This is a genomic window from Vibrio gelatinilyticus, assembly GCF_022836845.1.
Classification (GTDB): Bacteria; Pseudomonadota; Gammaproteobacteria; order Enterobacterales; family Vibrionaceae; genus Vibrio; species Vibrio gelatinilyticus.
Map to the genome: position 1 here is coordinate 103,450 of NZ_JAJNNZ010000005.1, position 24,171 is coordinate 127,620.

A 24,171-nucleotide genomic window follows, 5' to 3' on the forward strand; every position below is an offset into this window, starting at 1 on the left:
AAGGAAGACTTACATTATGACTGCTCAACGAAAAGCATTTCGTGCTTCAATCTTACACAGTATTGCAGATCCAAAAGATGTCAGCCTCGAAGACTCTTATCAATATTATGAAGATGGCCTTTTGGTCATCGAAAATGGCTTGGTTCAAGATATTGGTGCAGCAAAAGAGGTCTTTGCCCGTCAACCTAAGGGGCTGCCCGTTACCGTTTACAAGGACAAGCTCATCACGGCGGGCTTTATTGACACTCACATTCACTACCCACAAACCGGCATGATTGCCTCCTACGGTGAACAACTGCTCGATTGGCTCGAAAATTATACATTCCCCGAAGAGCTAAGATTCAAGAACCCTACCTACGCGCTTCAAGTTGCCAAACTCTTTCTCGATGAATTAGCCAGTAACGGTACGACGACGGCTCTGGTATTCGGTACCGTTCATAAAGAGTCTGTAGATGTATTTTTCTCGGAAGCGGAGAAACGGAATTTGCGCATGATCGCGGGCAAAGTATTAATGGATAGGAATGCGCCAGACTATCTCACTGACACTCCGCAATCAGGGTACTCCGCATCGAAAGAACTCATTGAACGCTGGCATGGGAAAGATCGACTGCTTTATGCCGTAACCCCCAGATTTGCACCTACTAGTACACCTGAGCAACTCGCTATGGTTGGAAAGCTTCTAGAGGAATACCCAGATGTTTACCTGCATACGCACCTGTCAGAAAATAAAAAAGAAATTGAATGGGTGCTCGACCTCTTTCCCGAGCGCGCCAGTTATTTAGATGTATATGACCACTATGGCTTGCTGCATAAACGTTCGGTGTTTGCACACGGGATCCATCTTTCTGACTGTGAATGCCAGCGCTTGTCAGATACGAACTCCTCCATCGCATTTTGCCCGACATCCAATCTGTTTTTAGGCTCCGGATTGTTCAACCTTCCTCGCCTTGAGAGTTTTGGGGTCAAAGTGGGAATGGGCACCGATGTCGGTGCGGGCACAAGCTTTTCCATCTTACAGACCATGAGCGAAGCCTACAAAGTTCAGCAGTTACAGCAACTAAAACTGCATCCTCTCAAATCTTTGTACTTAGCCACACTAGGTGGCGCCAAAGCACTGGATCTCGATGACAAAATAGGAAACTTGGAAGTAGGAAAAGAAGCCGATTTTGTTGTGATCGACTTGCACGCAACACAGCTAATGCGGTTTAGAATGAACCAAGCCAGAACGCTTGAAGAAAAGCTGTTTGTTTTGATGAGTTTAGGAGATGATAGAACCGTCACCCAGACCTTCATCATGGGCGAAAAACAGTACGATAGCCATCAAGCGCACCTCAAAGCTCAGCTCGTCAGCTAGTTAAAAATGTGATTCGCTCAAAATCACCCAGTCACCACATGTTGTTGGCTGGGTGAATAGATTCGATGTTGTCGCGAAAGGTCAACAGCGCCTAGTCAAACAGTTCGATCACCAGTTTGTTGTCTTTGATAACCAGATTAGGCTCCGCCGATTTTAACAAGGCTTGTTGAACCTTGGCACTGTCTAGCTTATAGACGGGTTGCTGTGATAGCGCATAACCTATCATGGACACGGCAGGCTTGATGAGCTGCTTAACTTCGGGCGTTAGTTGATAACCCTGTTCATCAAATCGCTCTAATCTTAGTGATTTTAGAAATATCTCTCCACTTTCCGGATCATAAGAGGGAATAGCACTAAACTCCAGATCGAGCTCGACGCCCATCTTATCAAGCGTAGCGACTTTAACCTCAGCTTGTGTATTGGCAAACACCGACACTCTGTCTTGCTCTGTACGCCCTATTTTTACACTGAGATCGTCAACAGACACTCTTGCATACATCACGTCTTCAATGCCAACAGACTGATCAAGTTCAACCGTTTCTTGCAGATAATCCGTCATGTCTTTCTCTGTAATGCTATAACTTGCGCATCCTGAAAATAGCGAAGCAACAGTAATAACCATCAGAATATTTGCAGCTCTTATCAACATTTCCATCGCCTGTCTTCCGTTTATTTTTCGCAAAGTCAGACAGTTAGAGATGATCGAACATATCCTTCTCAATCCGCTTCGCAAGCTTAAAACACATACCGACATTTACTATGAGCAAAGTCTCAAAAGCTTGCTGTGTCAAGTCGAAGCCTGCGAACTGACACCAACTTAACAGTCAGAAAATGGCTAAAGTTGCGATGAAAACTCTATCGTTGTTAGGTTTATGGGAAACAGTTCACTTTGGGCAATTATTCACACATGTAGAGATAACATTTCAGTGTAAAATTATGTAACATATCTTCGACCGGTTAGTATTCGATATAGAACTAACCATGCTGGCCAGAGACACGAGTAACTACAGAGGACCGTATGAAGAGAATTGCATTAGTAGTATTTTTAGCCACCCAATTGATGGCATGTGCTGAAGTGGGTAGCGAGAAATGGTGCAAAAACATGGAAGAAACGCCTAAAGGCGATTGGACGGCAAACGAAGCGAGCGATTACGCCAAACATTGTATTTTTTAAGTATTCCTACGCATTCAGTGAACCACTCAGCAACAAGCTTTACATGTAATAAAGGCACTCGATTTTCCCATAGTGCCTTTTATTATAAGAAAGCTCCAGAAAACGCAAAGTTTAACTGGGGCTTTTAGTAAACACTGGCAGAGGTCAATCTATACTCGCGCCTTGTTTAACCCAATCTCCAATCAATACCCTTTCATCATCGGTCATCTGGGTAAGGTTCCCTAAAGGCATCACCTTAGTAGTCACCGTTTGTGCTACGATGCGAGGAGCATTTATCTTGATCTCTTGTGGCGTATCAAGCACCACACCACCCGGAGCGGTCTGAAAAGCCGCGTGAGTTGGTGTAGCCGAGTGACAAACAACACAGCGCTCTTTAATAACGGCGTTTACCGCTTCAAATGCAACCCCGGTGTTAGTTGCTTTTTCAGAATGTACCGACTCCACTTGCGCCACTAAATCATCGGGAGCAATAGAAACATTGGTTGTATTGGCTTGTGTTGCTGGACTGGCCGTAGACCTTGAAGTAGCGTATGGCGATGTCACAAATGCCAATGTCATCATACCCAATGCTGCAATAGGAATTGTCCAGGCAAACTTCTGACTGCCATGACGGGTATTAAAGTAGTGTCTGACCAATATGCTAAAGATGGCTAATCCCGCCAATATTAACCAGTTGTACTCTGAGCCGTAAGTGCTAGGAAAGTGATTACTGATCATGATGAACAGAACGGGAAGGGTCAGGTAGTTATTGTGTCTTGAACGCAAAAGTCCTTTTGCTGGCAAGCTTGGATCGGGCTCTCGATTCTCCTCGATGGCCTTTACCAGATTACGCTGAGCAGGCATGATCACCCTAAAGACATTACCAACCATGATGGTGCCAATAATGGCCCCGACATGGATATAAGCGCCACGTCCACTAAACACCTGCGATAGCCCATACGCCGCTGCCACTAATGCTGCAAACAGCACCACCCCAAGCAGTAAAGGTGCTTTGCCTAACGGCGAGTCGCACAATAGATCATAAATAAACCAACCAGCGATCAGTGAGGCAATACCGATTCCAATCGCCGCTTCTGCGCTGATACCCGAACCAGGTGCGATCAAATAGATTTCTGCGTTTAGGTAATAAACGACGGCCAGTAAGCACACCCCTGTTATCCACGTAAAGTACGCTTCCCACTTAAACCAGTGTAAGTTTTCGGGCATCTGTGGTGGCGCTAGTGTGTATTTCTCCAAATGGTAAATACCACCACCGTGTATAGCCCATAGATCGCCCGACAGGCCCGTTTTGGGATTGACACGATTTAAGTTATTCTCTAACCAAACAAAATAGAATGACGCACCAATCCATGCGATACCCACAATCATGTGAACCCAGCGAATTACCAAGTTCAACCATTCCGTCATATGTGGATCCATAATAAACTCCTTTCAAATGCATGTAATACACGCACTACTTTTTAGCAAAGCTGTAATATCGCCTCTGGTAACGTCTCAAGAGATAGCATCATCTGTTGATCGTTAAAAAAGTACTCGTCACAATTTTGGCCTTCACCAGCTCTGTCCACGACCAGAAACCTGTCTTGATCCGTTAGAGCTAAAACGGGGTGATGCCAAACGCCTTTGTGATAATTAACGCCTTGCTTACCAGTGGCGTAGAACACTCTGATTTGAGCGCTATCGGGGCTATCCCCAATCGGTGCTACAACCACTAAATACGGATTTCCGAGCAGCGGAACAAACGCTTGTGAACCCAAAGGATGACGTTCAAGCATGGTAATCATCAGTGGATAAACTAAAGGCGTTGCTTGAAAGATACTGATGATTGCCTGGCCACCTTGCTGTGCAACATCAGTTTGAGCCAACTGGTGGTAGCGGCGCGTCGATCCATTGTTGATCATGAAGTAGTCACTATCCTCTACTTCGATTACATCACCAAATGGTGCGAACGAATCTTTTGTCAGGGGTTCAATTTTCAAATGCTTCATGTTCCGTTACTCCCTGATTTACGCTTTCGTACCGATCACGCGAAGGCGACTAACCCCGCCATCAGGAAAGATGTTTAGACGAACATGAGTAATGGCACCCAGCTGCTCGACCTCACGAGTAAACTCATGAAGGGCATGAGCTTGTAGTTTTTGTGATGGAAGAAGCTCACGCCAGTATAAACTTTGCGTCGCAACCTGGTTGTCGGTGCCACCTTTAACGAAAGCCGCTTGTACTGAGCAGCTATCGGGATAGTTCCCTTTAAAATGGGCGGTGTCTATGATGATTTTTTCAATCTCAGCTGCGTTGCCTAGCGCGACAATAACCCAATCGTTTCCTGGGGTTCGACGTCGAGCGGTTTCCCAGCCATCGCCCATGTTTTCCCCTCGGCCGGGACCAAGAATATTGGCCATTTTTCCGTAGTGTTCATCACTGCAGGCTAACGCGCGACCACCAAATTCAACGGCAGCAAAGTCCAGCGGCTGATTCGCGGCGACGCTGTCCCAGTCAACTTCCGGTCTGCCATAAATACGCAGCCTGGCGACGCCGCCGTCAGGGTAAATATTGAGACGAACATGGGTATAAACTGCACCAAAAGCGACACTGACCTTATGATGCTGGTCTCCACCCAACGCCATAGATGGCACTATTTCTTGCCACGCTGTGTCGCTACCAGGTTCACCATCTGGAGAGTAACAAGCATCGATTGAAGCTGAAGGCGGAAAATTGCCAGTAAAAAAGGACGTATCAATATCGACACCATAAATAGTACCGGGATAAGCCAATCGCACCACGCAATAGTCGTAGCCTTCTCCTCGTTTACGTCGGCTTTCCCAGCCATCCATCCACTTACCATTGTCGTCGTACAAATCGTCTTTCCATACTGGATCTTCACGACGTAACAAGCGGCTCTTGTCTGCAAAAAAGTCATCGGTGGCATATATTGCCTCTGCTCCAAGTTTTTCATCCGCTAGGTTAATGTATTGTTCAAAATCTAAGGACATGTTGATTTACTTCCAATTAGTCAATTAATAAAAGAATGAGTGGTGTACTAAACACCCAAGAAACAGTTGTCATTTCGTGACTTACATGTCTCTTAAGCGAAACAAGGCGATCTTGTTGATCTCCTCGATCGCTGTAGCAAACTCAGTCTCACTATCATTGCCTAATCGCATCTCGAAGGACTCGAGAATTTGAAAACGATTGGCCCCTTTTACCGCCATAATAAAAGGGAAATTGAAGCGACTTTTGTAGCTATTATTATAGTTGGTGAATGTTTCGAACTCTTCACTGGTGCACTGGTCAATCCCCGCACCTGCTTGCTCAGCAGTCGATGCTGCCGTGAGTTCGCCGTTTACTGCTGCTCTTCCGGCTAAATCCGGGTGAGCATTGATCAGAGCCAACTGCTGCTCTTTCGAAGCCTTTAACAAGACCGTCTGCATCTTATGATGTAGATGCTCAACTTGATTGTCTTGTTCATCTAACCCTAATTCGTACGTCCGCTCTGCTACCCAAGGACTGTGCTCATAAACATCAGCAAACGTCGCAACAAAATCACGTTTCGTCATATTTAAGGGAGTACAAGATTTGAACGTTGTCATTATGATTCCTTTCTATGTATTTTGATTATCGCTTGGGTCTTTATACGGGTGGTGCTCATGCCAGTGTTTTGCGATATCAATTCGTCGGCAACACCAAACATCATCAAACTGATTAATGTATTCTAAAAACCGTTTCAGTGATGCGATACGGCCAGGGCGACCTATCAGGCGACAATGTAAGCCAACTGACATCATCTTAGGTGCCTGTTGCCCTTCTTCGTAGAGCGTATCGAATGTATCTTTTAGGTACTGGTAGAATTGCTCTCCACTGTTGAACCCCTGAGCAGTAGAAAAGCGCATATCGTTTACGTCCAGGGTATAGGGGATCACCAACTGCGGCTTGCCCGCTTCCGTGTGCCAATAAGGCAGATCATCATCGTAAGCATCGGAGTCATAGAGAAAGCCCCCCTCTTGTGCGACTAATCGGCGAGTGTTTGGTCCAGTTCGCCCAGTGTACCAACCTAAAGGCCGCTCACCGGTTATCTCTTCGATGATCTCAATCGCTTTGATCATATGATCTCGTTCTTGCGATTCATCCATATACTGATAATCAATCCATCGATAACCGTGACTGCAGATTTCATGTCCCGCTTCTTTCATCGCCAGAGCCACTTCAGGGTAGCGCTCTACAGCCATCGCAACAGCGAAAACAGTCAATGGAATGTCATACTTCTCAAACAATCTCAGAATACGCCAAACGCCAGCGCGACTTCCATATTCGTAAATGGACTCCATACTCATGTGCCGCTCACCTTGTATGGGTTGCGCCGCTGGTATTTCAGACAGGAAAGCCTCTGATTCGCCATCACCATGCAACAGGCAGCGCTCACCACCCTCTTCATAGTTGAGGACAAAAGAGACGGCAATCCTCGCATTTTTCGGCCACTTAGCATGAGGAGGCTGGCTGCCATAACCGACTAAGTTCCTAGCATATTCCTTACGCATTACCACACTCCTTTACAATACTATTTTATAATTCGCTCTTGGTACTTTGAGTCGCGGCAACAGCAGTTAATAGCCAGGACGCCACTCATTTCTCTTTCAAGTATAGCTGACTCATTACCTACCACTTATTTTGTTAAAATTATTGTATACAATCATTGTGAGCAATGTAAATAGTTTGTTTTCAAAAAACTGACAAAATATTTTTTACTATTAAAACAATTAGTTGCAACACCCACTAGCGATAGCGCTCACTTAAAATCGGTCAACTCACAAGCAATTTAGCACAACCTTAGATAACAAAAGCGTAACAACTTGCTTTACTATTTGGCTATATTGTGTACATATGATAGAGAACAGATATTCAAAAAAGGTTTAGGAGGGGTGTGTTACACCAATAATCTATGGGCAAACTAACAACACACGTGCTCGACACTGTACGGGGCACACCGGGAAAAAATATCAGGGTAGAGCTCTATCGCATTAATGATACGGGCGAAACCTTGATAAAAACGGTGACGACCAATCACGATGGCAGAACAGACTCACCCATTCTTAATGACGAAGAATTTGAATCCGGGAAGTACCAACTGGTATTCCATACTGCTGAGTATTTTAAAGCACATAATGTACAACTTGATGACACGCCGTTCCTGGATGACGTGGTGATCCGCTTTGGTCTTTCCGAAGCTCGCGAACACTACCACGTACCACTACTGGTATCGCCCTACAGTTTCTCGACCTACAGAGGAAGTTAATACACAAAAAGAGCCCCATAGGCTCTAACCGTTAGCGTTTACAGGCAAATTGCCGTTGCGCTATTTTTTTAACTCACTATTAATTGTATACAAAAACAAAAACACAACAGTGTTTATTTTTGTATTCTTTGAAAGCTGTTTATACCAATGCAATCTACTTTACAGACCGTGAAGCCATAGATTACTCACAAGGACACACAGACAGGTAAGGACTTGCTCAACATGAATGAAAGTAAAACAGAAGTGCTCAATGAAGCGCAAAATGACTCATTCCTTGAACGCCTTTTTAAAATTAAGGCCCATGGCAGCAGTATCAAAAATGAAATGCTAGGTGGTGTTACCACCTTTGCAACAATGGCGTACATTATCTTCGTCAACCCAAACATCATGGCAGCATCAGGCATGGATGCGGGAGCGGTTTTTGTCGCGACCTGTATTGGGGCGGCCATTGGGTGTTTGTTGATGGGACTGTTCGCAAACTGGCCTGTCGGGTTGGCACCGGGCATGGGGTTGAACGCGTTTTTCTCGTTTACTGTTGTCAGCGAGATGGGTTACAGCTGGGAAGTCGCCCTTGGTGCTGTGTTTATTTCTGGTGTCCTGTTTGTTGGAATGAGTTTTTACAAAATCCGACAGTGGATCATTGAAAGCATTCCCGAAAGTTTACGTTTTGCGATGACCGCTGGTGTCGGGCTTTTTCTTGGTCTTATTGGTCTCAAAACCGCGGGTATCGTCGTCGAAAACCCAGCAACATTGGTGTCACTTGGTGATTTCACTAAACCAGATGCATTACTTGCTGCCGTCGCGTTTTTAATTATTGCTGTGCTGAGTGAAAGGCGCGTGTTTGGTGCGGTCTTAATTGGCATCCTAAGCGTAACGGTGATCGGTATGATGCTTGGTTTAGTGCAATACAACGGCTTTTTTGCCCCACCACCTAGCATCGCCCCAACCTTCCTCGCTATGGATATCGCTGGTGCTTTTAACATCTCGATGGTAAGCGTTATTCTCGCATTCCTGTTTGTGAACATGTTCGATACCGCAGGAACGCTCATGGGGGTTGCCGAACGAGCGCACCTCATTAATAAAGACACCGGCCGCATCGAAGGCCTTAGCAAAGCACTCAAGGCTGACAGTATTTCTAGTGTTGCTGGCGCTTGTATCGGTTGTCCACCAGTCACCAGTTACGTTGAAAGTGCAGCAGGTGTGGCAGCTGGTGCCAGAACCGGACTTTCTGCCATTGTCGTCGCCTTGCTGTTTTTAGCGGCTATTTTCCTCTCACCTCTTGCTGGAATGATCCCAGCTTATGCCACAGCAGGTGCTCTCATTTACGTTGCTTTTGTCATGATGAGTAGTATGCAGCATGTTGATTGGAAAGACTTTACTAACGCTGCACCTGCGGCCATAACCGCGCTAATGATGCCACTCACATTTTCAATCGCAAACGGAATAGCCCTTGGGTTCATCACCTATACTGTACTCAAAGTATGCACAGGCAAGTCAAAAGATGTCTCCTTGTCAATGTACGTTCTAACCGCCATCTTTGTGGGCAAACTGATTTATATTTAGTAGTGATATCCACTAGCAAATCTGCACTATTAACTCCTCGATTTGCTAGTGGTTCGATTCATCGGTTTTCACAGTGGGGTACAGGACGCCGTGATTAATATCATAGGATAAGCCGATGAAACTGCTATACACACTGAACGAGTTACCATCAACCAGCATCACTTTTTTCCTCGCGCTACAACATATGCTTGCCTCCATTAGCGGAATCGTCGCCGTCCCTTTGATTGTCGGCTCTTCAATCGGGCTTCCAGCTCAAGATATCGTTGGTCTTATTAATGCTGCACTTTTCGTATCCGGTGTGGTGACCATTGTGCAATGCATTGGTTTTGGCCCCGTCGGTATCCGGCTTCCCGTCGTAATGGGATCAAGCTTCGCATTTATTGGCATTGCCATCGCTTTTGGCAAGCAAGGGGGGATGGCCACTATATTGGGTGCGTCACTTGTCAGTTCATTTGTTGTCGTGTTCGCCAGTTTTTTCATGGATCGAGTCCGTAAACTGTTTCCACCTCTTGTCAGTGGTGTGGTGGTTACCCTCATAGGATTAACCATTTTACCTGTCGCCTTTCATTGGATTGGCGGTGCTCCTGCTGGCAGTGAGCAGTTTGCCAGCTTACCGAAATTATTTCTCGCCCTCAGCTCGTTAGCCATCGTCATTGTTGTGAGTGTTTTTTGTCGAGGCGCGATCGCCGCATCTGCAATCGTTATTGGACTCATTGGTGGTTATGCGTTGGCCCTTCTTATGGGCAGTGTTGACCTCAGTCAACTCACTAGCGCCAGTTGGCTTAGTGGGCCCGAGCCCTTCAAATACGGGTTTTCATTCTCCCCTGGTGCCATCATCAGCATGAGTCTGGTTTATATCGTTGTCATCGCAGAAGCAACGGGCGACTTTATGGCGCTCGGTGAAAATTGTCACAAGTCCGTTTCTGGAAAAGATCTTCAAAAAGGATTGCTTGCAGATGGTCTTGGCAGCACATTTGCGGCTTGCATGACCGCCATGCCCTTGGCCTCGTTCAGTCAAAACGTCGGTATCGTCGGAATTACCGGTGTCGCCAGTCGATATGTTGTTGCTGTTACGGGAGGCTTGTTGATTTTGGGAGGGTCCTTTCCAAAGCTTGCTGCCCTAGCAGTCACTATTCCGAAACCAGTATTGGGTGGGGTGGGCATTGTAATGTTCGGTATGATTGCCTATACCGGTGTTCGAATGTTAATTAAAGCTGCCGATACAAAGCGCAATGCGCTAATCGTTTGTGTTGGCCTTGGTCTAGGACTGGCAGTAACCTTTGAGCCCGCATTATTACAACACCTACCGCATGAGCTTGCGAACTTTTTCCATTCGGGGATCACAACGGGAACCGTCGCAACGGTATTGCTTAATCAATGGCTTCCCAAATCTGCTACAAAAGAGACGCTTGATGCATTCACCGAGAGTGCAAGCCAACTCCAGAAAGAGTGTGAGCGATATCAAGGGGTACAACACAGCAACAATGCTAAAAACAAACGAGAAGATGCATCACACGATTAAGATCAGCGTTGATTTTTCCCATTGAAGCCATCAATTTGTCACAGATTACCATACAAAACACTCATACCAAATCTTATTGATAACCATTCGCAATTAACTTATCATGCGAAAAATGCCAATTATAAATCTGATCAGAATGATGTCATTACAAAGTTTCACTCGCGCTATCACCCTAACAGTGACGTGTTTTTCGGTACTTCTTTCCACCTACAGTTTTGCTCAAGCATCTCAGACTCGTGTTATCAAAGATGAGCAGGGGCTTTTTCATATTGATACAACACCAAAACGCATTGTTGCCTTAGAATATTCATTTGTTGACGCCCTCGCCGCGGTGGGTGTTTCGCCCGTGGGCGTGGCAGACGACAAAGATATTGAAAGGGTTATTCCCCAAGTTCGAGCTCTTATCAAACCGTGGCAGTCTGTCGGAATGCGCTCTCAACCTAGTTTAGAAGCTATCGCCGAGCTCAAGCCTGATCTTATTATTGCCGATGCTGAGAGACACGCAACGGTTTATCAAGATCTCAGCAGTATTGCACCAACCTTGCTACTTATGAGCCGTGGAGAAAGCTACCAGGAAAACCTCGAGTCTAGCCAGAAAATTGGTGTTGCTGTCAATAGGTCTGAAGCTATGGCAGCACGAATTCAACAACATAAGGAAATCATGGCTGCTCACAGCAAGTCATTCAAGCAAACGGATACCGTCCAATTTGCAGTAGTGACTGACAAGGGAATGTGGCTACATGGCCCTAACTCCTACGCCGGTGGTGTACTGACAACCTTAGGCCTCAATGGCCCTGCGTTACCAAAACACGACAAAGCCTATCTTGAAGTTAGCTTTGAACAACTACTGAAGATAAACCCTGACTGGTTATTGCTTGGGCCATACAAACCACACACCGTTTTCGATGATTGGCAATCAAAGCCATTGAGTAAGATGCTTACTGTGTCGAAACAGCAACAAGCCATCAAAGTCTCACCGCAGCTTTGGTCTTTGAATCGTGGAATGCTCGCAGCCGAAGGTATCGCGCAAAATCTCTCTACCATTTTGCTGGATAAATAGGTTTCAATGAGCTCAACAATCTCGTGCAAGCTATGGCTTGCAACTCTTTCGTTTGTATTGATTATTTTCAATACCGCGCTTATCTCATGGTCTAGTTTCGATCTGAACCTCAATGTACTGTCGTCATTTTGGCTGTCATTTAATACCGATAGTATGGAACACCAGATCATCGCTACACTGCGCATGCCCCGAGTACTTGGTGGTGCTTTGATTGGTGCCAACCTCGCCATTGCAGGGGCACTTATGCAGGGTTTGACTCGCAACCCCCTCGCAGCTCCATCTGTTTTGGCCATAAACTCAGGGGCGGCATTTGTCATCGTACTTGGCAGTATTGGCTTTCTTTCGTTACCGTTGCCCAGTGTCGCGTTAGGCGCAATTGGCAGCGCATTAAGCGGATTGCTTGTTATCTATCTTGGCGGTTTTTTTTCCAACCGACCTCACCCACTAAAGCTTGTGTTAGCGGGGATCGCTGTAAATGCTCTCTTACTTGGCCTAACACGCGCCAGTGTCATTTTGGCTGATGACATGGCCTACAGCGTACAATCTTGGCTTATTGGCTCGATAAGTAATCTCGATTGGAATCAATTCTATGTTCTGTTGCCAGTGAGCATTGTGGCCATTTCCCTTGCCTGGGGATTATCGCATCAAATGAATTTGCTCACGCTTGGTCAGGATGTTGCGACAGGGCTTGGTGTCAATACAACTCGAATTAGACTACTTGCTTGCTGCGCAATCGTGCTGCTAACAAGCGTTAGCGTTGCTACCACTGGCCCTATAGGGTTCGTTGGGCTAATAATCCCTCATATCGCCCGTGCGTTTTTTGGCCAAAACTATTTTGCCTTGGTTCCCGCCAGCGCCCTGCTTGGCGCTGCTCTGATCATGCTCGCTGACACCATGGCACGAGGCATTGCCTTTCCAACGGAAACCCCTGTTGGCATTGTCACGGCTCTACTCGGTACGCCGTTTTTCATCGCATTATCTATACGGAGCCGACTAAACCCATGAGAACTTCCTGGATCATTCTGAGTGGAATGGTTATCTCTATTTCCGTCATCAGCCTATTAATTGGCGCCACGAGCCTAGGGCTGAGCGACATCATCAACGCCCTGCGTTTTGGCGGAGAACATGATTTTATTGTCAATCAGTACCGGTTACCACGCATATTCCTCGCTCTAGGAGTTGGAGCTGGATTAGGTATTTCAGGCACCCTGGTTCAAGGCGTTATTCGAAACCCTCTTGCTTCTCCGGATCTCATCGGGATAAGCGCAGGCGCGGGTTTCATGGCTACTCTGGTATTAACCATCTACCCGAGTGCCCCTCTTTGGGCACTGCCTATCGCGGCGGTTGTTGGAGGACTCACAACCGGGATCAGTTTGCTAGCCGTGGCTCGCGCAGCCCACTTGACTCCCGCAAGGATGGCGCTGACTGGCATTGCCATCAGTGCTTTTCTTGCCAGTGGTATCGACTATCTATTGGTTGTGCACCCCATAGAAATCAACACAGCAATGGTGTGGTTGACTGGAAGCCTATGGGGCAGAGACTGGGAGCAAGTGCCTTACATATGGGTAGCACTTGCGCTACTCATTCCACTGTCACTTTGGCTTGCTTGGCGCTTGGACTTGATTGGTCTGGGCGACGATACCGCGGTTTCATTGGGAGTCGAGATCCAAAAGGTTCAGTTTACTGCTCTGTTGTGTGCTATTGCGCTCGCCAGTATTAGCGTAGCGATTTGCGGAACTATCAGCTTTGTCGGCCTGCTCGCTCCGCATTTAGCGCGCCTGGTTTTTGGCCACCGCCATCAGGCTCTACTGATCGCTTCAGGGTTAATTGGCGGCCTTTTAGTGCTTGTTGCTGATACTTTGGCACGAGGGATACAACCGCCAATCGAGCTTCCTGCGGGTGTCCTGACTTCCATTATCGGCGCTCCTTATTTTATTTTCTTATTACAACGCTACAAAGGCTGGTCATGATTTCTGTTCAACATCTTCAAGTGGCCTATGGCAATAACACCATCATTAAAGATCTATCCGTTACGTTGCCAAAAGGAAAAATTACCGCCTTAATCGGCCCTAATGGGTGTGGAAAATCTACGCTTCTCAAAGCGCTTGCACGCATTAACAAAGCCAAATCAGGGCATGTGCTGTTGGATGAAACACCACTTTCCGAGATCCCAACTAAAAAGCTTGCCCAGCGCCTTTCTTTATTGCCGCAAACTCACACCTCACCAGAGGGGATTAGCGTCAGAAAACTCGTTGAATATGGCCGTTCACCTTACACCTCTAACTGGGGAAAGCTGACTGATCATGATCATCAAATGGTCACGCGCGCGATGCAAGCAACGGGAGTCGAATCTCTTGCTGATCAATCTGTAGAGTCCCTATCGGGTGGACAAAGGCAGCGAGCGTGGATAGCGATGGTAATGGCGCAAGATACCGATATAGTAATGCTCGACGAGCCCACTACCTATCTAGATATTGCCCATCAAGTTGAGTTAATGAATCTGATGAGAGAATTGAACCAACAAGGAAAAACCGTCATTGTCGTACTGCACGACCTCAATCAGGCCTGCCGCTACTGCGATAACCTAGTGGTTTTAAACAAAGGACAATTGGTTACTCAGGGTTCTCCAAACGAAGTATTTACAGAAAATCTGCTAGAGAATGTCTTTGATTTTAAATCCAAAGTCATCCAAGACCCTGTTGCAAAAACCCCTATGGCTGTGGCTTTGTAAACAAATTGCATCGCAAAGGTATCGGCTTATTTGCGGTGCAATTCCTTCAACGCTGAAACATATAATATCTAAATGCGAATATTATTGATAATCATTCTCAACTGATCTACTATCTGCGCCGTTACATTCAGTAGTGGTAAATAATAGGAAATATTTTGAGAATGACTTCACCTTTGGGAGGCTACTTTTTCTCCCTCTCTCTCCTTGCGTCGTCTATTGGCAGTGCACTTGCACAGGACACACAAGCAGCTCCGGCAAACCAAGAAAAAAAATCCGATGAAACGATGGTAGTGACAGCAACGCGCTACAGTCAGGACACGGATAAGATCCCAGGCTCCATCAATGTCATCAGTAACGAAGAAATCAAACAACAAACCACCGTTTCTGATGATTTGACCAGCGTCATCGCGAACCTGGTACCAGGCATGACGCCTAGCCGCCAAAAACTGTCTAATCAAGGTGAGAACCTACGTGGTCGTACAGCTCTTATCATGGTAGATGGTGTTCCTCAAAACAACCCATTGCGTAACGGAAACCGCTACGGCTACACCGTTGATCCTTCAATGGTTGAACGCATAGAAGTGGTACAAGGTGCGAGCGCTGTTCAAGGCATGGGCGCAACAGGTGGCATCATTAACTACGTGACCAAAAGTGCTAAACCCGGCGATCATTGGAAGCAAACAATCGGCACACGTGTCACCTCTAATCTCAAAGAAGACGGTACTGGCGGAAAAGTTTACTACAACCTAAGCCAGTATGATGAAAACTACGACTTATTCATTGGTGGTTCGTGGGAGCAGCAAGGCCTGTATTACGATGGCAACGGAAATCCTATCGGCATGAACCCAATTCAGGGCGAAACCCAGGACTCCAACGCCTCAAATTTCCTCGCGAAAGGTGGATACAACTTCGATGAAGGGCGTCAACGCGTCAGCTTCAGTGCAAGTCGCTACAAACTGACAGGCAACAACAATTATGTTGCGGTGAAAGGCGATCATGTCAATGGGATCCCAGGCACAGTTGTGCCTGGCACTCCAACGGGGGCACCTGTCTCAAACTATGTTGAAGCGTATAACTTCCAGTACGACAATTACGACTTCCTTGGCGGCGAATTAGCGTTCCAGATGTTCATGCAAGACTATCAAGCCGTCTTTGGGGAAGCGAATTGGTGGGCCACGCCTGATCAGCAAAAAGATCAAGGTGCTATCGATTCAAGTAAAAAAGGCTTCAAGCTTAGTTACGTTCGTACTGATGTCCTTGGATCGGATGACAGCTGGGTTGTGGGGCTAGATGGCATCGAAGACTCCACTCAGCAAGCGCTAATTCAATCGGGCCGAGGCGTAACGCCTCCGATGCAATACCAAAGTCTATCTCCTTTCCTGCAAGGAGACTTTCTAATTACCGATGCTCTTCGCCTATCTGGTGGTGTGAGACTCGAGAACACTAAAGTGAAAGTAGCAGACGGACAGACACTGTGGGGTTACGGCAACGCAGGGCACCGCCAGGTCGATATTATCGGTGGCGAACAAAACTTCACTCAAGATGTCTACAACTTGGGTGCCGTTTATGACTTCACCCCTTCTATTAGCTCTTTTGTTGGCTTTAGCCAAGGCTTTGGTTTACCAGACATTGGCCGTGTTTTGCGTGGTAACTGGATTGGGGGGCCATCGGATGCTCCGGTCGGTGGGGCTCCGATCGACTTCAATACGATGCCTGCGGTAAAACCAGTGGTAACGGATAACTACGAAGTGGGTTTAAGTTACAAAGACGAAAAATGGTACGTCGGTGGTAGCACCTATACGTCCATTGCAAAAGACGGCGCAAACCTAAGCCTAAACAGTGGTGGCACATATGATGTGACTCGTCAGCGCACAGATATCAAAGGTTATGAGTTAACAGCCTCATACAGCCTTACGCAAAGTATACAGTTACAGTCAATGTACTCTCATGTAGAAGGTCAGGTAGACACCACAGGGAACGGCGCTGTCGATAGCGATATGGATCTTAAGAACCTTTCTCCAGACAGATTGTTCCTTGCGATTAACCAAACGGTAAGTGATGCGCTAAGTTTCCGCGTTCAGTACAATCACATGTTCTCTCGTATTAAAGAGAAAAATGGTGCTGGAGCCGAACAAAAATTTGATGGTTACGGACTGCTCGATATCGCCGTTCACTACGATATCGGCCGCTATGGTCGCGTCAATGCAGGTATAGAAAACCTGATGAACGAACAATACATCAACTACTTCAGTCAGATCCGCAACCACTCTGCGTATTACTTCTCAGGCCGTGGACGTACCTTCAGCCTGAACTATGAAGTCGACTTTTAACGAGACTATAATGGTTTTATCCAACAGTTATCGTTAAAACGATAAAGAGCGCTCATATGGCGCTCTTTATTATTTACAAAAAGGCTTTACGCAAAGCTCAGCAGGTAGTCTCGCGTGGCACTATCGACAAAGGCTGCATTAACACTAGTGCGATAGATACCCATGTAGTCTTGCTGAGACAGGCCGAACTGCTCTATCACTTTTTGAACTTCTTTAGTCATTGTGGTGTTTGAAACCGTTCTATTGTCCGTATTAATCGTCACTGGAACGCCTTGCTGTCGGAATGACTCGACTGGGTGGGTCGCTAAACTCTGAACAGCTTTCGTTTGAACGTTACTGCTTGGGCAGGTTTCCAGAGCAACATTCTCCCTTAATACCAAATCATAAGCGAGCTGATGCGTCGCGATATGAATACCATGGCCAACACGTTCTGCATTGAGCATGCTGATAGCATCGAAGACGTTTTGCCCTTCACCTTGCTCTCCTGCATGGATCGTCACGTGATACCCCTTGTCACGGGCATATGCAGCAAACGGGATGAATTTTTCACAAAACCCTAGCTCTTCGCCACCAGCCAGATCAAAAGCTGCGACACCTGTACCAAGAAACGCGGAACCAGCATCAAGTACTTCTTTAATGCGATCCGTTGGCATATGGCGCATGATAGAAAGTACAAGATTACCTTTAATCCCGTGCACTTGTTCTGCTCTTTTCATCCCGGCGACAACACTACCGATAATGTCGTCAAGCGAAAGACCTTTGTCAATGTGCAGTAAGGGTGCGTAACGTACTTCCATGTATTTAACGTTCTCAAGCGCAGCGTCTTCGTACACTTCAAAAGCAATTCGCTCAAGCGCGTCTTTTGTTTGCATAACAGATAATGGCAATTCAAAGCGCTGCAAATACTCGATAAGGTTTTGACACGTTTCAGGAGCAATCATTAAATCGCGAATGACATCAACATCTTGACTGGCCAACTTGATGCCCTGAGCATTCGCCAGTTCAATAATAGTTTCGGGACGTACGCTGCCGTCCAGATGACAATGGAGATCAATTTTTGGTAGTGCTTGAAAGTTCATTCTGATTCTCGCCTTCGCTTTTTAATTACCACTTTCCAGTCGTAATGATAGTTGTTTCGCTAGAACATACACTATCCAAACTCAGCTTGCATAATGATTTCTTTACGCAAACGTATTCGCTCTCAGAACTACTATTTTTTTGGTGGTTATGCCTTCTTAACGCCACACCCCTGGATCACCAGCTTAGTTAAAAACTTCGCGGCCAAGTGAAAATCCTCCTCAGACAAAGCGTCTTTTCCAAGCACACCACATATTTGCCAGCCAAAGTCGGCGTATGTTTGAGTGGAAGCCCAAATCATAAACATTAGGTGCTGCGGCGGGACGTTGTCCATCAACTCGTTATCAATCCACTTTTGAAATTTGTCGATGATCATTTGCGACTGTTGATGCAGTAGCAAGGCGATATTCTCCGGGAGCGACTCCCCTCCAGACATCACCTCATTGGCAAACACTTTTGACGCATTTGGATGCTCTTGGGAGATTCGCAGCTTGGCATGGATATACTGTGTGAGCGCCTCAACAGGATTGTCTAACTCTTCTATCGGCTTAGAAGCCTCTAGCAAAGGTTGGGTCACCGTTTCCAATACCGCGTAATAGAGTTTTTCCTTAGAACTGAAATAATAGAAAACGTTGGCCTTTGCCACTTCTGCAGCATTGGCAATATCAACCATCTTTGTCGCCGCAAAACCCTTGTGGGCAAAAAGGTCGCCAGCCACTTCTATTATGAGATCTTGATTTTTACGGCGGATCCGTGACATTCCAATATCCTTTTGTTTTTACTTTCATTTCGATACTAAACAAAAACGTGGGGCTTACCAAGTATTGGTTATTGTATCGAGTCATTAATTGATGTTAATGTTACAGGTAACATCTCGTTAACTGTACCCTTATGCCTAAAACATCAGCTTCTAGTCGACCGACCTTACAAGATATCGCCAACCGTATTGGCGTAACTAAAATGACTGTGTCGCGTTATTTAAGAAATCCAGATTCTGTCGCAGAAAAGACCCGCGAGAAAATTGCGGCTGTGATTGAAGAAATTGGCTATATCGAAAATCGTGCGCCAGCAATGCTGTCTAAGTCATCAAGCAAAGCGATTGGCATATTGTTACCATCACTGTCCAACCAAATTTTCGCCTCGTTCGTGCAGGGTATTGAAGCTGTAACTAAAGCGAATGGCTATGAAACATTGATCGCTCACTTCGGCTATGACGAATCAGAAGAAGAGCGAAAGATCGCCTCCTTACTTGCCTATCAGGTTGACGGCCTGATCCTCACCGAGAGTCATCACACCAAACGTACCTTGCAAATGATAAAAACCGCAGGTGTACCCGTTGTTGAAACCATGGAACTGCCCGAGTCGCCTATCGATATGGCGGTTGGTCTGGATCACGTCGAAGCCTCATACGCTGTGGTTAAAAAGATGTTGGACTCAGGAAAGCGTTCTATTGCCTATTTTGGCGCTCGAATGGATACACGAACCAAACTTCGTCTACAAGGCTACGATCGAGCAATCCTTGAAGCCGGTCTTGAGCCCAAACACGTGCTGACCGAATCGCACTCTAGTTTCTCGTTGGCCACCGAGCTTATGCAAACCGCCCTAGAGCGCTACCCTGATTTAGATGGTGTATTTTGTACCAATGACGATATTGCCATTGGTACTCTTCTCAATGCCCAGCAAAGAAAAATCCCTGTACCACAGAAGCTTGCAATTGTCGGCTACAATGCCCTGGATATTGGCCAAGCAATTTCACCTAAGCTCACTAGCATCGACACCCCGAGATACGAAATTGGCGAAAAAAGTGCACAGCTGGTGATTGACGCTCTAAGAGGCAACACCCACAAACAAAAACATTACGACATGGGTTATCGCATCACGCAAGGTGAAAGCCTGTAACGATCACAACGTAAACGTGTCATTAGAGTAATTCTGTGGCAGTACCATACTGTACTTCCCATCCCTTTTAGTAACACTTGCAACTAGTGACAACGTCACCTTCCCTGCCTGGCGATGTATTACCTTATCTAGCTCATTGCTGAGTTAGAACTTGCTGAGTTAGAACTTGCTCGCTGCCCTATCCAACGTTCATACCCCAGTACTAAAAAAGCACCAATTGGCTACCCTTTTCATTCAATCATTCGAAATCCCTATAGTACCTACTTCGAAACATTCGCTTCTTTTATTTACCCTTTACTCATGCGAACAAACCAATCCTCTCCTTTTCGGATGTTTCGAACCACCTAGGATGGGGGTAAAGCCACAAGAAGCGATGATTGTCGCTCTAAGGATGCAGCATTATGTTTAAAATGTTCATAGAAAGACCCAAATTTGCCATTGTCCTTGCGCTGTTAATATCGATTATCGGTACGGTTACCGCGATCACTTCTCCCGTTGGTCGATATCCAGACGTTGCTCCCGTCACTGTGGAAGTAACAACCTATATGGACGGTGCCAGTGCCGATGTCATCGTAAAATCCGTCGCGCCAGAAATTGAAAAACAAGTCAACGGCGTAGCGGGTATGGCGTATATGAAGTCGACCTCGGGAGCCGACGGCACTTATACTCTAGAGATCGTCTTTGAAGCCAATACCGATGCCGATAAGGCCGTGAATCTCGTTCAAAACCGCGTCAATTTGGCGTTACCTGAATTACCGCCAGATGTTGCTCGAAATGGTGTTAAGGTCGAAAAGCTCTCCAATGGCCTTTTGCTCGGCATCTCACTTACTGACCCAAACAATACCGCCAGCGCGATCGAAATCAATGCTTATGCCGGTGGCGATCTCAAAGAACAAATTCAACGAGTAAAAGGCGTTTCAAAAGTCGATGTCATTGGAGAGAAAAAGTACTCCATTCGTGTCTGGTTAGACCCAGTTAAATCGGCAAAATACGCCGTTAATGCTGTCGATGTCACCAATGCGATTAGCGAGCAAAATAAAATTGCCTCAGCTGGCAGTGTCGTTGACCTAAATAATACCTATCCGATCACGGTAGAGGGCGGTTTATCGAATCCAAAAGAGTTTGAAAACATCATTGTTCGTCATGAACTTGGCGGGCGCGCCGTTAAACTAAAAGACGTCGCCCGTGTCGAACTTGGTTCTGAAATTTACAGCGCAAATGCCTACTCTGGCTCACAAAACAGCGCCGTTCTCTTTATTTACAAAACTCCGGACTCCAACGCCCTTGACGTATCAAAAGGGATTCAAGAAATCCTGAATGCAGACCAGCCTTACGATGTTCACGTCGTCTATGACACAACCAGTTTCATCGAAGGTGCAGTTTACAGCGTGGTTGAGACCCTAGTTCTCGCGATTGTGATTGTCTCACTCGTGACGCTGTTGTTTATGCAGTCGATTCGCTTAACCCTTATCACCATTACGGCAATCCCTGTCTCGCTAATCGGTACCTTTGCCGTTATGGCCGCTCTGGGGTTGGATATCAATATCATCACCATGTTTGGTTTGGTTATGGCGATCGGTATCGTAGTGGATGCAGCCATAATCGTGATTGAAAATGCCGAGCATCAGTTGGCCCACGACGATACCGTCACAGTCAAGCAGGCTGTGGCAAAATCCCTTGAAGTCACCCTTTCTCCAATCGTCGCGTCTGCACTGGTACTGCTTGCCGTGTTCACTCCAAGTTTGTTCATCTCAGGTATGGCCGGAACCATCTATAGTGAATTTGGCATCGTACTTTGCGCAGCCGTTGGTGTGTCAACCTTCGTCGCTCTGACACTAACGCCGGCATTGTGTTCGCTGTTTATGAAACGCCCTGAAAAAGGCGTGCTAGCTCGCTCAACCGAATGGGTAATCACCAAGAAAATTAACGCATTTACTAAACTCACCTGGCTTGCGACCCGTGCCCCACTGATGACGATTGCTCTTCTTATCGGTGGCCTGTATGTCACTATGGAGCGCTCTGCAGAGCTCGCGACCGGGCTACTACCTGAAGAAGATACGAGCGCGGTCTTCGTCGTTGGTAGTTACCCTCAAGGCACCGCATTAGCAACAACAGACAAAACGACCAAAGACATTATTGCCAAAATTAATACTATCGAAGGTGTCTCGGCCAGTGTCGAAGCATCTGGCGTTAACCTTTTAACAAATACAGCAGACATGAGTAGCTTCTTGATGTTGGTTGGCCTTGACGATATGGACAGTCGCGCGCTCAGTGATGCCCAAATCGAAGCAAAGATCAACGAGCTACTTACAGAGTTTGAAGGGATCGATGCCTTTGCCTTCAAGCCACCCGTTATTCCAGAGTTGGGAATGGTCAATGGCGTTAACTTATTTCTAAAAGCACCAACCGCAACGCCGAATGAATTAAGCAAAATTGCCGCTGAATTTAACCAACGACTAATGAAAGACGATAGCATTGGTCTGTCTATGGTGATGTACGATGTTGATAAGCCAAGTATCAAACTTAACATCAAACGTGATGACCTGGTTAAATACGGTTTGAGCTTTGCCGATGTCGTGGACGGTCTACAAATTCACTATGGTGGACAATACGTCAACACCTTCAATATGGAAGGCCGTAACTACAAAGTGATGGTTCAAAACGAGAACGACTATCGCAAAAACATCGACTCTCTAAAACTGCTTAGTGTTAACTACCGAAACGGTCGTAAACTCACCTACGACAAACTGTTTTCTATTGAAGACACGAATGTGCCAAACTTCCTGCAGCGCTACAACGGTGAATTAGGAGTCTTTGTTGATGTGATTCCAACAGCATCGTCCGGTGCGGCTATCGCCACTATCCAGAGAGTCGCGCAAGAAATGGGGTATTCGGTCGAATTTACCGGTACGGCCAAAGAAGAGATCAGTGCGGGCAATACCTTATCCATCGTGCTAGGCCTGGCCATGCTTGTCACCTTCCTGGTTTTGGTTGCTCAGTATGAAAGCTGGTTGATTCCACTGGCTATCATGCTTACCGTACCCACCGCGCTTATTGGCATCGTCGAAGCCGTGCTTTACATTGGTGGCACGATCAACATCTTAACTCAGCTGGCTGCCATCCTTCTTATTGGCATGACAGTACGTAACGCTATCCTCATTGTTGAATTTGCAAAAGTGCTGCGTGAGGAACAAGGAATGAGCATTAAAGAAGCTGCGGTAGAAGCGCTTCGCCTGCGTGCTAGAGCCGTATTTATGACTGCCTTTAGTTTTGGTATGGGTTTGATTCCATTGATGCTTGCTGATTCAATTGGTAGCGGTGGTCAACAAGCCATTGGTTGGGCTTCATTTGGTGGTATTGTTTCCGCGACGTTCATTGGCTGTATTATGGCAAGCGTGTTTTTTGTCACTATTCAATCGATTAGAGAGAAAGCAAAAGGTAAAGCAAAACAATTGGAAGACCGCATCACGGTTTCTCCAGAGCAGCAACCAGCATAAAGAATTATAACGCTTAGTTGGAAAATCAAAAGCAGAGCATCGCGCTCTGCTTTTTATATTTCATACCTAGCCTTGATTCCGATATCAAAATGCAAAGGCATTCGCCACTTCACAATCGACAAATAGCCAAGAATGAAACCCGACACGCCTAACAAGGCAGCGCAAGCCAGCCATAACTCTAGCATGATTAAAGGCACCGAAATCGCCAATAGTACCGGGACGATTTTTAGGCCAACCACTTTAAAACAGAACGACTCTTTAAGGGCAATGCCTGAAAATGTCACAAAAACAAATCCCAAAGACAACCAGACTCTAACCATGTCAATGTCGCTCAATAATAGAACCAGTCCAAGCCACCCTGTATACGTTATGGCGGCGCGTACCCACTTGCTATAGACGTGCACGTTGGCAGCACTGAGCGCCGTACTCACCCCAACAGCCAGTAATGTATAGTACTCAAACTGATTTGGCAGGGAGAACAACATCGCTTTGTCTAACAACACAAAGACATAGCTTAATAAGGCGAGGGAAAACACACTGATCCCCAGTCGATACATGCAAACACTGACTTTATCGAGTCTATCTAATGCCTCTTTGTGTTCTGGATTTGCCATAATTTACTACTTTTCCTCAAGCACATTTGAAAACATGAACGGCCATTTCAAGCACGTCTGCAC

At 46.3% G+C, this 24,171-nt stretch carries 20 protein-coding genes and 2 pseudogenes; 12 read left to right on the top strand and 10 right to left on the bottom strand.

What is annotated here, in order from left to right; translation table 11 throughout:
- Window positions 1-16: 16 nt before the first annotated feature.
- Complete coding sequence (gene guaD, locus LNL84_RS08265; protein ID WP_244356753.1) at window positions 17-1,354, top strand: guanine deaminase; 1,338 nt, start codon at window positions 17-19, stop codon at window positions 1,352-1,354.
- Window positions 1,355-1,445: 91 nt separating this feature from the next.
- Here the strand turns inward: guaD and LNL84_RS08270 are convergent, their stop codons facing one another.
- Window positions 1,446-2,003 (bottom strand): YceB family lipoprotein, encoded by a 558-nt coding sequence (locus LNL84_RS08270; RefSeq protein WP_244356937.1) that lies wholly within the window; start codon window positions 2,001-2,003, stop codon window positions 1,446-1,448.
- Window positions 2,004-2,372: 369 nt separating this feature from the next.
- Here LNL84_RS08270 and LNL84_RS08275 point away from each other — a divergent pair, with 369 nt between their 5' ends.
- Window positions 2,373-2,528, top strand: a complete 156-nt coding sequence (locus LNL84_RS08275; RefSeq protein ID WP_244356754.1) for a DUF3012 domain-containing protein — start codon at window positions 2,373-2,375, stop codon at window positions 2,526-2,528.
- 144 nt (window positions 2,529-2,672) lie between these two features.
- On the opposite strand, the pseudogene LNL84_RS19810 reads toward LNL84_RS08275, so the two are convergent.
- The 6 genes and pseudogenes from LNL84_RS19810 to puuE form a co-directional block, all read right to left on the bottom strand.
- Window positions 2,673-2,936, bottom strand: a pseudogene (locus tag LNL84_RS19810) (urate hydroxylase PuuD); the annotation flags it as partial.
- 110 nt (window positions 2,937-3,046) lie between these two features.
- A pseudogene (locus tag LNL84_RS08280) lies at window positions 3,047-3,947 on the bottom strand (urate hydroxylase PuuD); the annotation flags it as partial.
- A 41-nt stretch (window positions 3,948-3,988) separates the two neighbouring features.
- Window positions 3,989-4,516 (bottom strand): ureidoglycolate lyase, encoded by a 528-nt coding sequence (locus LNL84_RS08285; RefSeq protein WP_244356756.1) that lies wholly within the window; start codon window positions 4,514-4,516, stop codon window positions 3,989-3,991.
- 18 nt (window positions 4,517-4,534) lie between these two features.
- Complete coding sequence (gene alc, locus LNL84_RS08290) at window positions 4,535-5,518, bottom strand: allantoicase (protein ID WP_244356757.1); 984 nt, start codon at window positions 5,516-5,518, stop codon at window positions 4,535-4,537.
- An 81-nt stretch (window positions 5,519-5,599) separates the two neighbouring features.
- Window positions 5,600-6,115 carry a 2-oxo-4-hydroxy-4-carboxy-5-ureidoimidazoline decarboxylase gene (uraD, locus tag LNL84_RS08295; RefSeq protein WP_244356758.1) on the bottom strand — a complete coding sequence of 172 codons (516 nt, stop codon included), beginning with the start codon at window positions 6,113-6,115 and terminating at the stop codon, window positions 5,600-5,602.
- A gap of 12 nt (window positions 6,116-6,127) precedes the next feature.
- A complete protein-coding gene (gene puuE / locus LNL84_RS08300) occupies window positions 6,128-7,060 on the bottom strand; it encodes an allantoinase PuuE (protein ID WP_244356759.1) in 933 nt (310 codons plus the stop codon).
- A 401-nt stretch (window positions 7,061-7,461) separates the two neighbouring features.
- On the opposite strand from puuE, the gene uraH reads away from it, so the two are divergent.
- From uraH to LNL84_RS08340, 8 genes are all read left to right on the top strand, one after another.
- Window positions 7,462-7,815 (top strand): hydroxyisourate hydrolase, encoded by a 354-nt coding sequence (gene uraH, locus LNL84_RS08305; RefSeq protein WP_244356760.1) that lies wholly within the window; start codon window positions 7,462-7,464, stop codon window positions 7,813-7,815.
- A 222-nt stretch (window positions 7,816-8,037) separates the two neighbouring features.
- On the top strand, window positions 8,038-9,378 hold the full coding sequence (locus LNL84_RS08310; protein WP_244356761.1) for an NCS2 family permease: 1,341 nt from the start codon (window positions 8,038-8,040) through the stop codon (window positions 9,376-9,378).
- 115 nt (window positions 9,379-9,493) lie between these two features.
- Window positions 9,494-10,900, top strand: coding sequence for a nucleobase:cation symporter-2 family protein (locus LNL84_RS08315; protein ID WP_244356762.1), 1,407 nt, complete (start codon window positions 9,494-9,496; stop codon window positions 10,898-10,900).
- A gap of 136 nt (window positions 10,901-11,036) precedes the next feature.
- Complete coding sequence (locus LNL84_RS08320; RefSeq protein WP_425244294.1) at window positions 11,037-11,960, top strand: Fe(3+) dicitrate ABC transporter substrate-binding protein; 924 nt, start codon at window positions 11,037-11,039, stop codon at window positions 11,958-11,960.
- A gap of 6 nt (window positions 11,961-11,966) precedes the next feature.
- Complete coding sequence (locus tag LNL84_RS08325) at window positions 11,967-12,965, top strand: FecCD family ABC transporter permease (protein ID WP_244356763.1); 999 nt, start codon at window positions 11,967-11,969, stop codon at window positions 12,963-12,965.
- On the top strand, window positions 12,962-13,930 hold the full coding sequence (locus LNL84_RS08330; protein WP_244356764.1) for an iron chelate uptake ABC transporter family permease subunit: 969 nt from the start codon (window positions 12,962-12,964) through the stop codon (window positions 13,928-13,930). The genes LNL84_RS08325 and LNL84_RS08330 overlap by 4 nt, the downstream gene beginning before the upstream one ends.
- Window positions 13,927-14,691: a Fe(3+) dicitrate ABC transporter ATP-binding protein FecE gene (gene fecE, locus LNL84_RS08335; RefSeq protein WP_244356765.1), complete on the top strand. Its 765-nt coding sequence runs from the start codon at window positions 13,927-13,929 to the stop codon at window positions 14,689-14,691. The genes LNL84_RS08330 and fecE overlap by 4 nt, the downstream gene beginning before the upstream one ends.
- A 161-nt stretch (window positions 14,692-14,852) precedes the next feature.
- Window positions 14,853-17,021 carry a TonB-dependent receptor gene (locus LNL84_RS08340; RefSeq protein WP_244356939.1) on the top strand — a complete coding sequence of 723 codons (2,169 nt, stop codon included), beginning with the start codon at window positions 14,853-14,855 and terminating at the stop codon, window positions 17,019-17,021.
- Window positions 17,022-17,107: 86 nt separating this feature from the next.
- Here LNL84_RS08340 and add read toward each other — a convergent pair whose 3' ends face one another.
- Both add and LNL84_RS08350 read right to left on the bottom strand, forming a co-directional pair.
- Window positions 17,108-18,100 (bottom strand): adenosine deaminase, encoded by a 993-nt coding sequence (add, locus tag LNL84_RS08345; RefSeq protein WP_244356766.1) that lies wholly within the window; start codon window positions 18,098-18,100, stop codon window positions 17,108-17,110.
- A 146-nt stretch (window positions 18,101-18,246) separates the two neighbouring features.
- Window positions 18,247-18,858, bottom strand: coding sequence for a TetR/AcrR family transcriptional regulator (locus LNL84_RS08350; protein ID WP_244356767.1), 612 nt, complete (start codon window positions 18,856-18,858; stop codon window positions 18,247-18,249).
- A gap of 131 nt (window positions 18,859-18,989) precedes the next feature.
- Here LNL84_RS08350 and LNL84_RS08355 point away from each other — a divergent pair, with 131 nt between their 5' ends.
- Window positions 18,990-19,997, top strand: coding sequence for a LacI family DNA-binding transcriptional regulator (locus tag LNL84_RS08355; RefSeq protein WP_244356768.1), 1,008 nt, complete (start codon window positions 18,990-18,992; stop codon window positions 19,995-19,997).
- A gap of 401 nt (window positions 19,998-20,398) precedes the next feature.
- Window positions 20,399-23,494, top strand: coding sequence for an efflux RND transporter permease subunit (locus LNL84_RS08360; RefSeq protein WP_244356769.1), 3,096 nt, complete (start codon window positions 20,399-20,401; stop codon window positions 23,492-23,494).
- Between the two features lie 53 nt (window positions 23,495-23,547).
- Here LNL84_RS08360 and LNL84_RS08365 read toward each other — a convergent pair whose 3' ends face one another.
- Window positions 23,548-24,108 (bottom strand): DUF2301 domain-containing membrane protein, encoded by a 561-nt coding sequence (locus LNL84_RS08365; protein WP_244356770.1) that lies wholly within the window; start codon window positions 24,106-24,108, stop codon window positions 23,548-23,550.
- Window positions 24,109-24,171: the final 63 nt, after the last annotated feature.

Coding starts and splice junctions, on each gene's coding strand:
- guaD (WP_244356753.1), top strand. CDS start 17: ATGACTGCTCAACGAAAAGCATTTCGTGCTTCAATCTTACACAGTATT.
- LNL84_RS08270 (WP_244356937.1), bottom strand. CDS start 2,003: ATGTTGATAAGAGCTGCAAATATTCTGATGGTTATTACTGTTGCTTCG.
- LNL84_RS08275 (WP_244356754.1), top strand. CDS start 2,373: ATGAAGAGAATTGCATTAGTAGTATTTTTAGCCACCCAATTGATGGCA.
- LNL84_RS08285 (WP_244356756.1), bottom strand. CDS start 4,516: ATGAAGCATTTGAAAATTGAACCCCTGACAAAAGATTCGTTCGCACCA.
- alc (WP_244356757.1), bottom strand. CDS start 5,518: ATGTCCTTAGATTTTGAACAATACATTAACCTAGCGGATGAAAAACTT.
- uraD (WP_244356758.1), bottom strand. CDS start 6,115: ATGACAACGTTCAAATCTTGTACTCCCTTAAATATGACGAAACGTGAT.
- puuE (WP_244356759.1), bottom strand. CDS start 7,060: ATGCGTAAGGAATATGCTAGGAACTTAGTCGGTTATGGCAGCCAGCCT.
- uraH (WP_244356760.1), top strand. CDS start 7,462: ATGGGCAAACTAACAACACACGTGCTCGACACTGTACGGGGCACACCG.
- LNL84_RS08310 (WP_244356761.1), top strand. CDS start 8,038: ATGAATGAAAGTAAAACAGAAGTGCTCAATGAAGCGCAAAATGACTCA.
- LNL84_RS08315 (WP_244356762.1), top strand. CDS start 9,494: ATGAAACTGCTATACACACTGAACGAGTTACCATCAACCAGCATCACT.
- LNL84_RS08320 (WP_425244294.1), top strand. CDS start 11,037: ATGATGTCATTACAAAGTTTCACTCGCGCTATCACCCTAACAGTGACG.
- LNL84_RS08325 (WP_244356763.1), top strand. CDS start 11,967: ATGAGCTCAACAATCTCGTGCAAGCTATGGCTTGCAACTCTTTCGTTT.
- LNL84_RS08330 (WP_244356764.1), top strand. CDS start 12,962: ATGAGAACTTCCTGGATCATTCTGAGTGGAATGGTTATCTCTATTTCC.
- fecE (WP_244356765.1), top strand. CDS start 13,927: ATGATTTCTGTTCAACATCTTCAAGTGGCCTATGGCAATAACACCATC.
- LNL84_RS08340 (WP_244356939.1), top strand. CDS start 14,853: ATGACTTCACCTTTGGGAGGCTACTTTTTCTCCCTCTCTCTCCTTGCG.
- add (WP_244356766.1), bottom strand. CDS start 18,100: ATGAACTTTCAAGCACTACCAAAAATTGATCTCCATTGTCATCTGGAC.
- LNL84_RS08350 (WP_244356767.1), bottom strand. CDS start 18,858: ATGTCACGGATCCGCCGTAAAAATCAAGATCTCATAATAGAAGTGGCT.
- LNL84_RS08355 (WP_244356768.1), top strand. CDS start 18,990: ATGCCTAAAACATCAGCTTCTAGTCGACCGACCTTACAAGATATCGCC.
- LNL84_RS08360 (WP_244356769.1), top strand. CDS start 20,399: ATGTTTAAAATGTTCATAGAAAGACCCAAATTTGCCATTGTCCTTGCG.
- LNL84_RS08365 (WP_244356770.1), bottom strand. CDS start 24,108: ATGGCAAATCCAGAACACAAAGAGGCATTAGATAGACTCGATAAAGTC.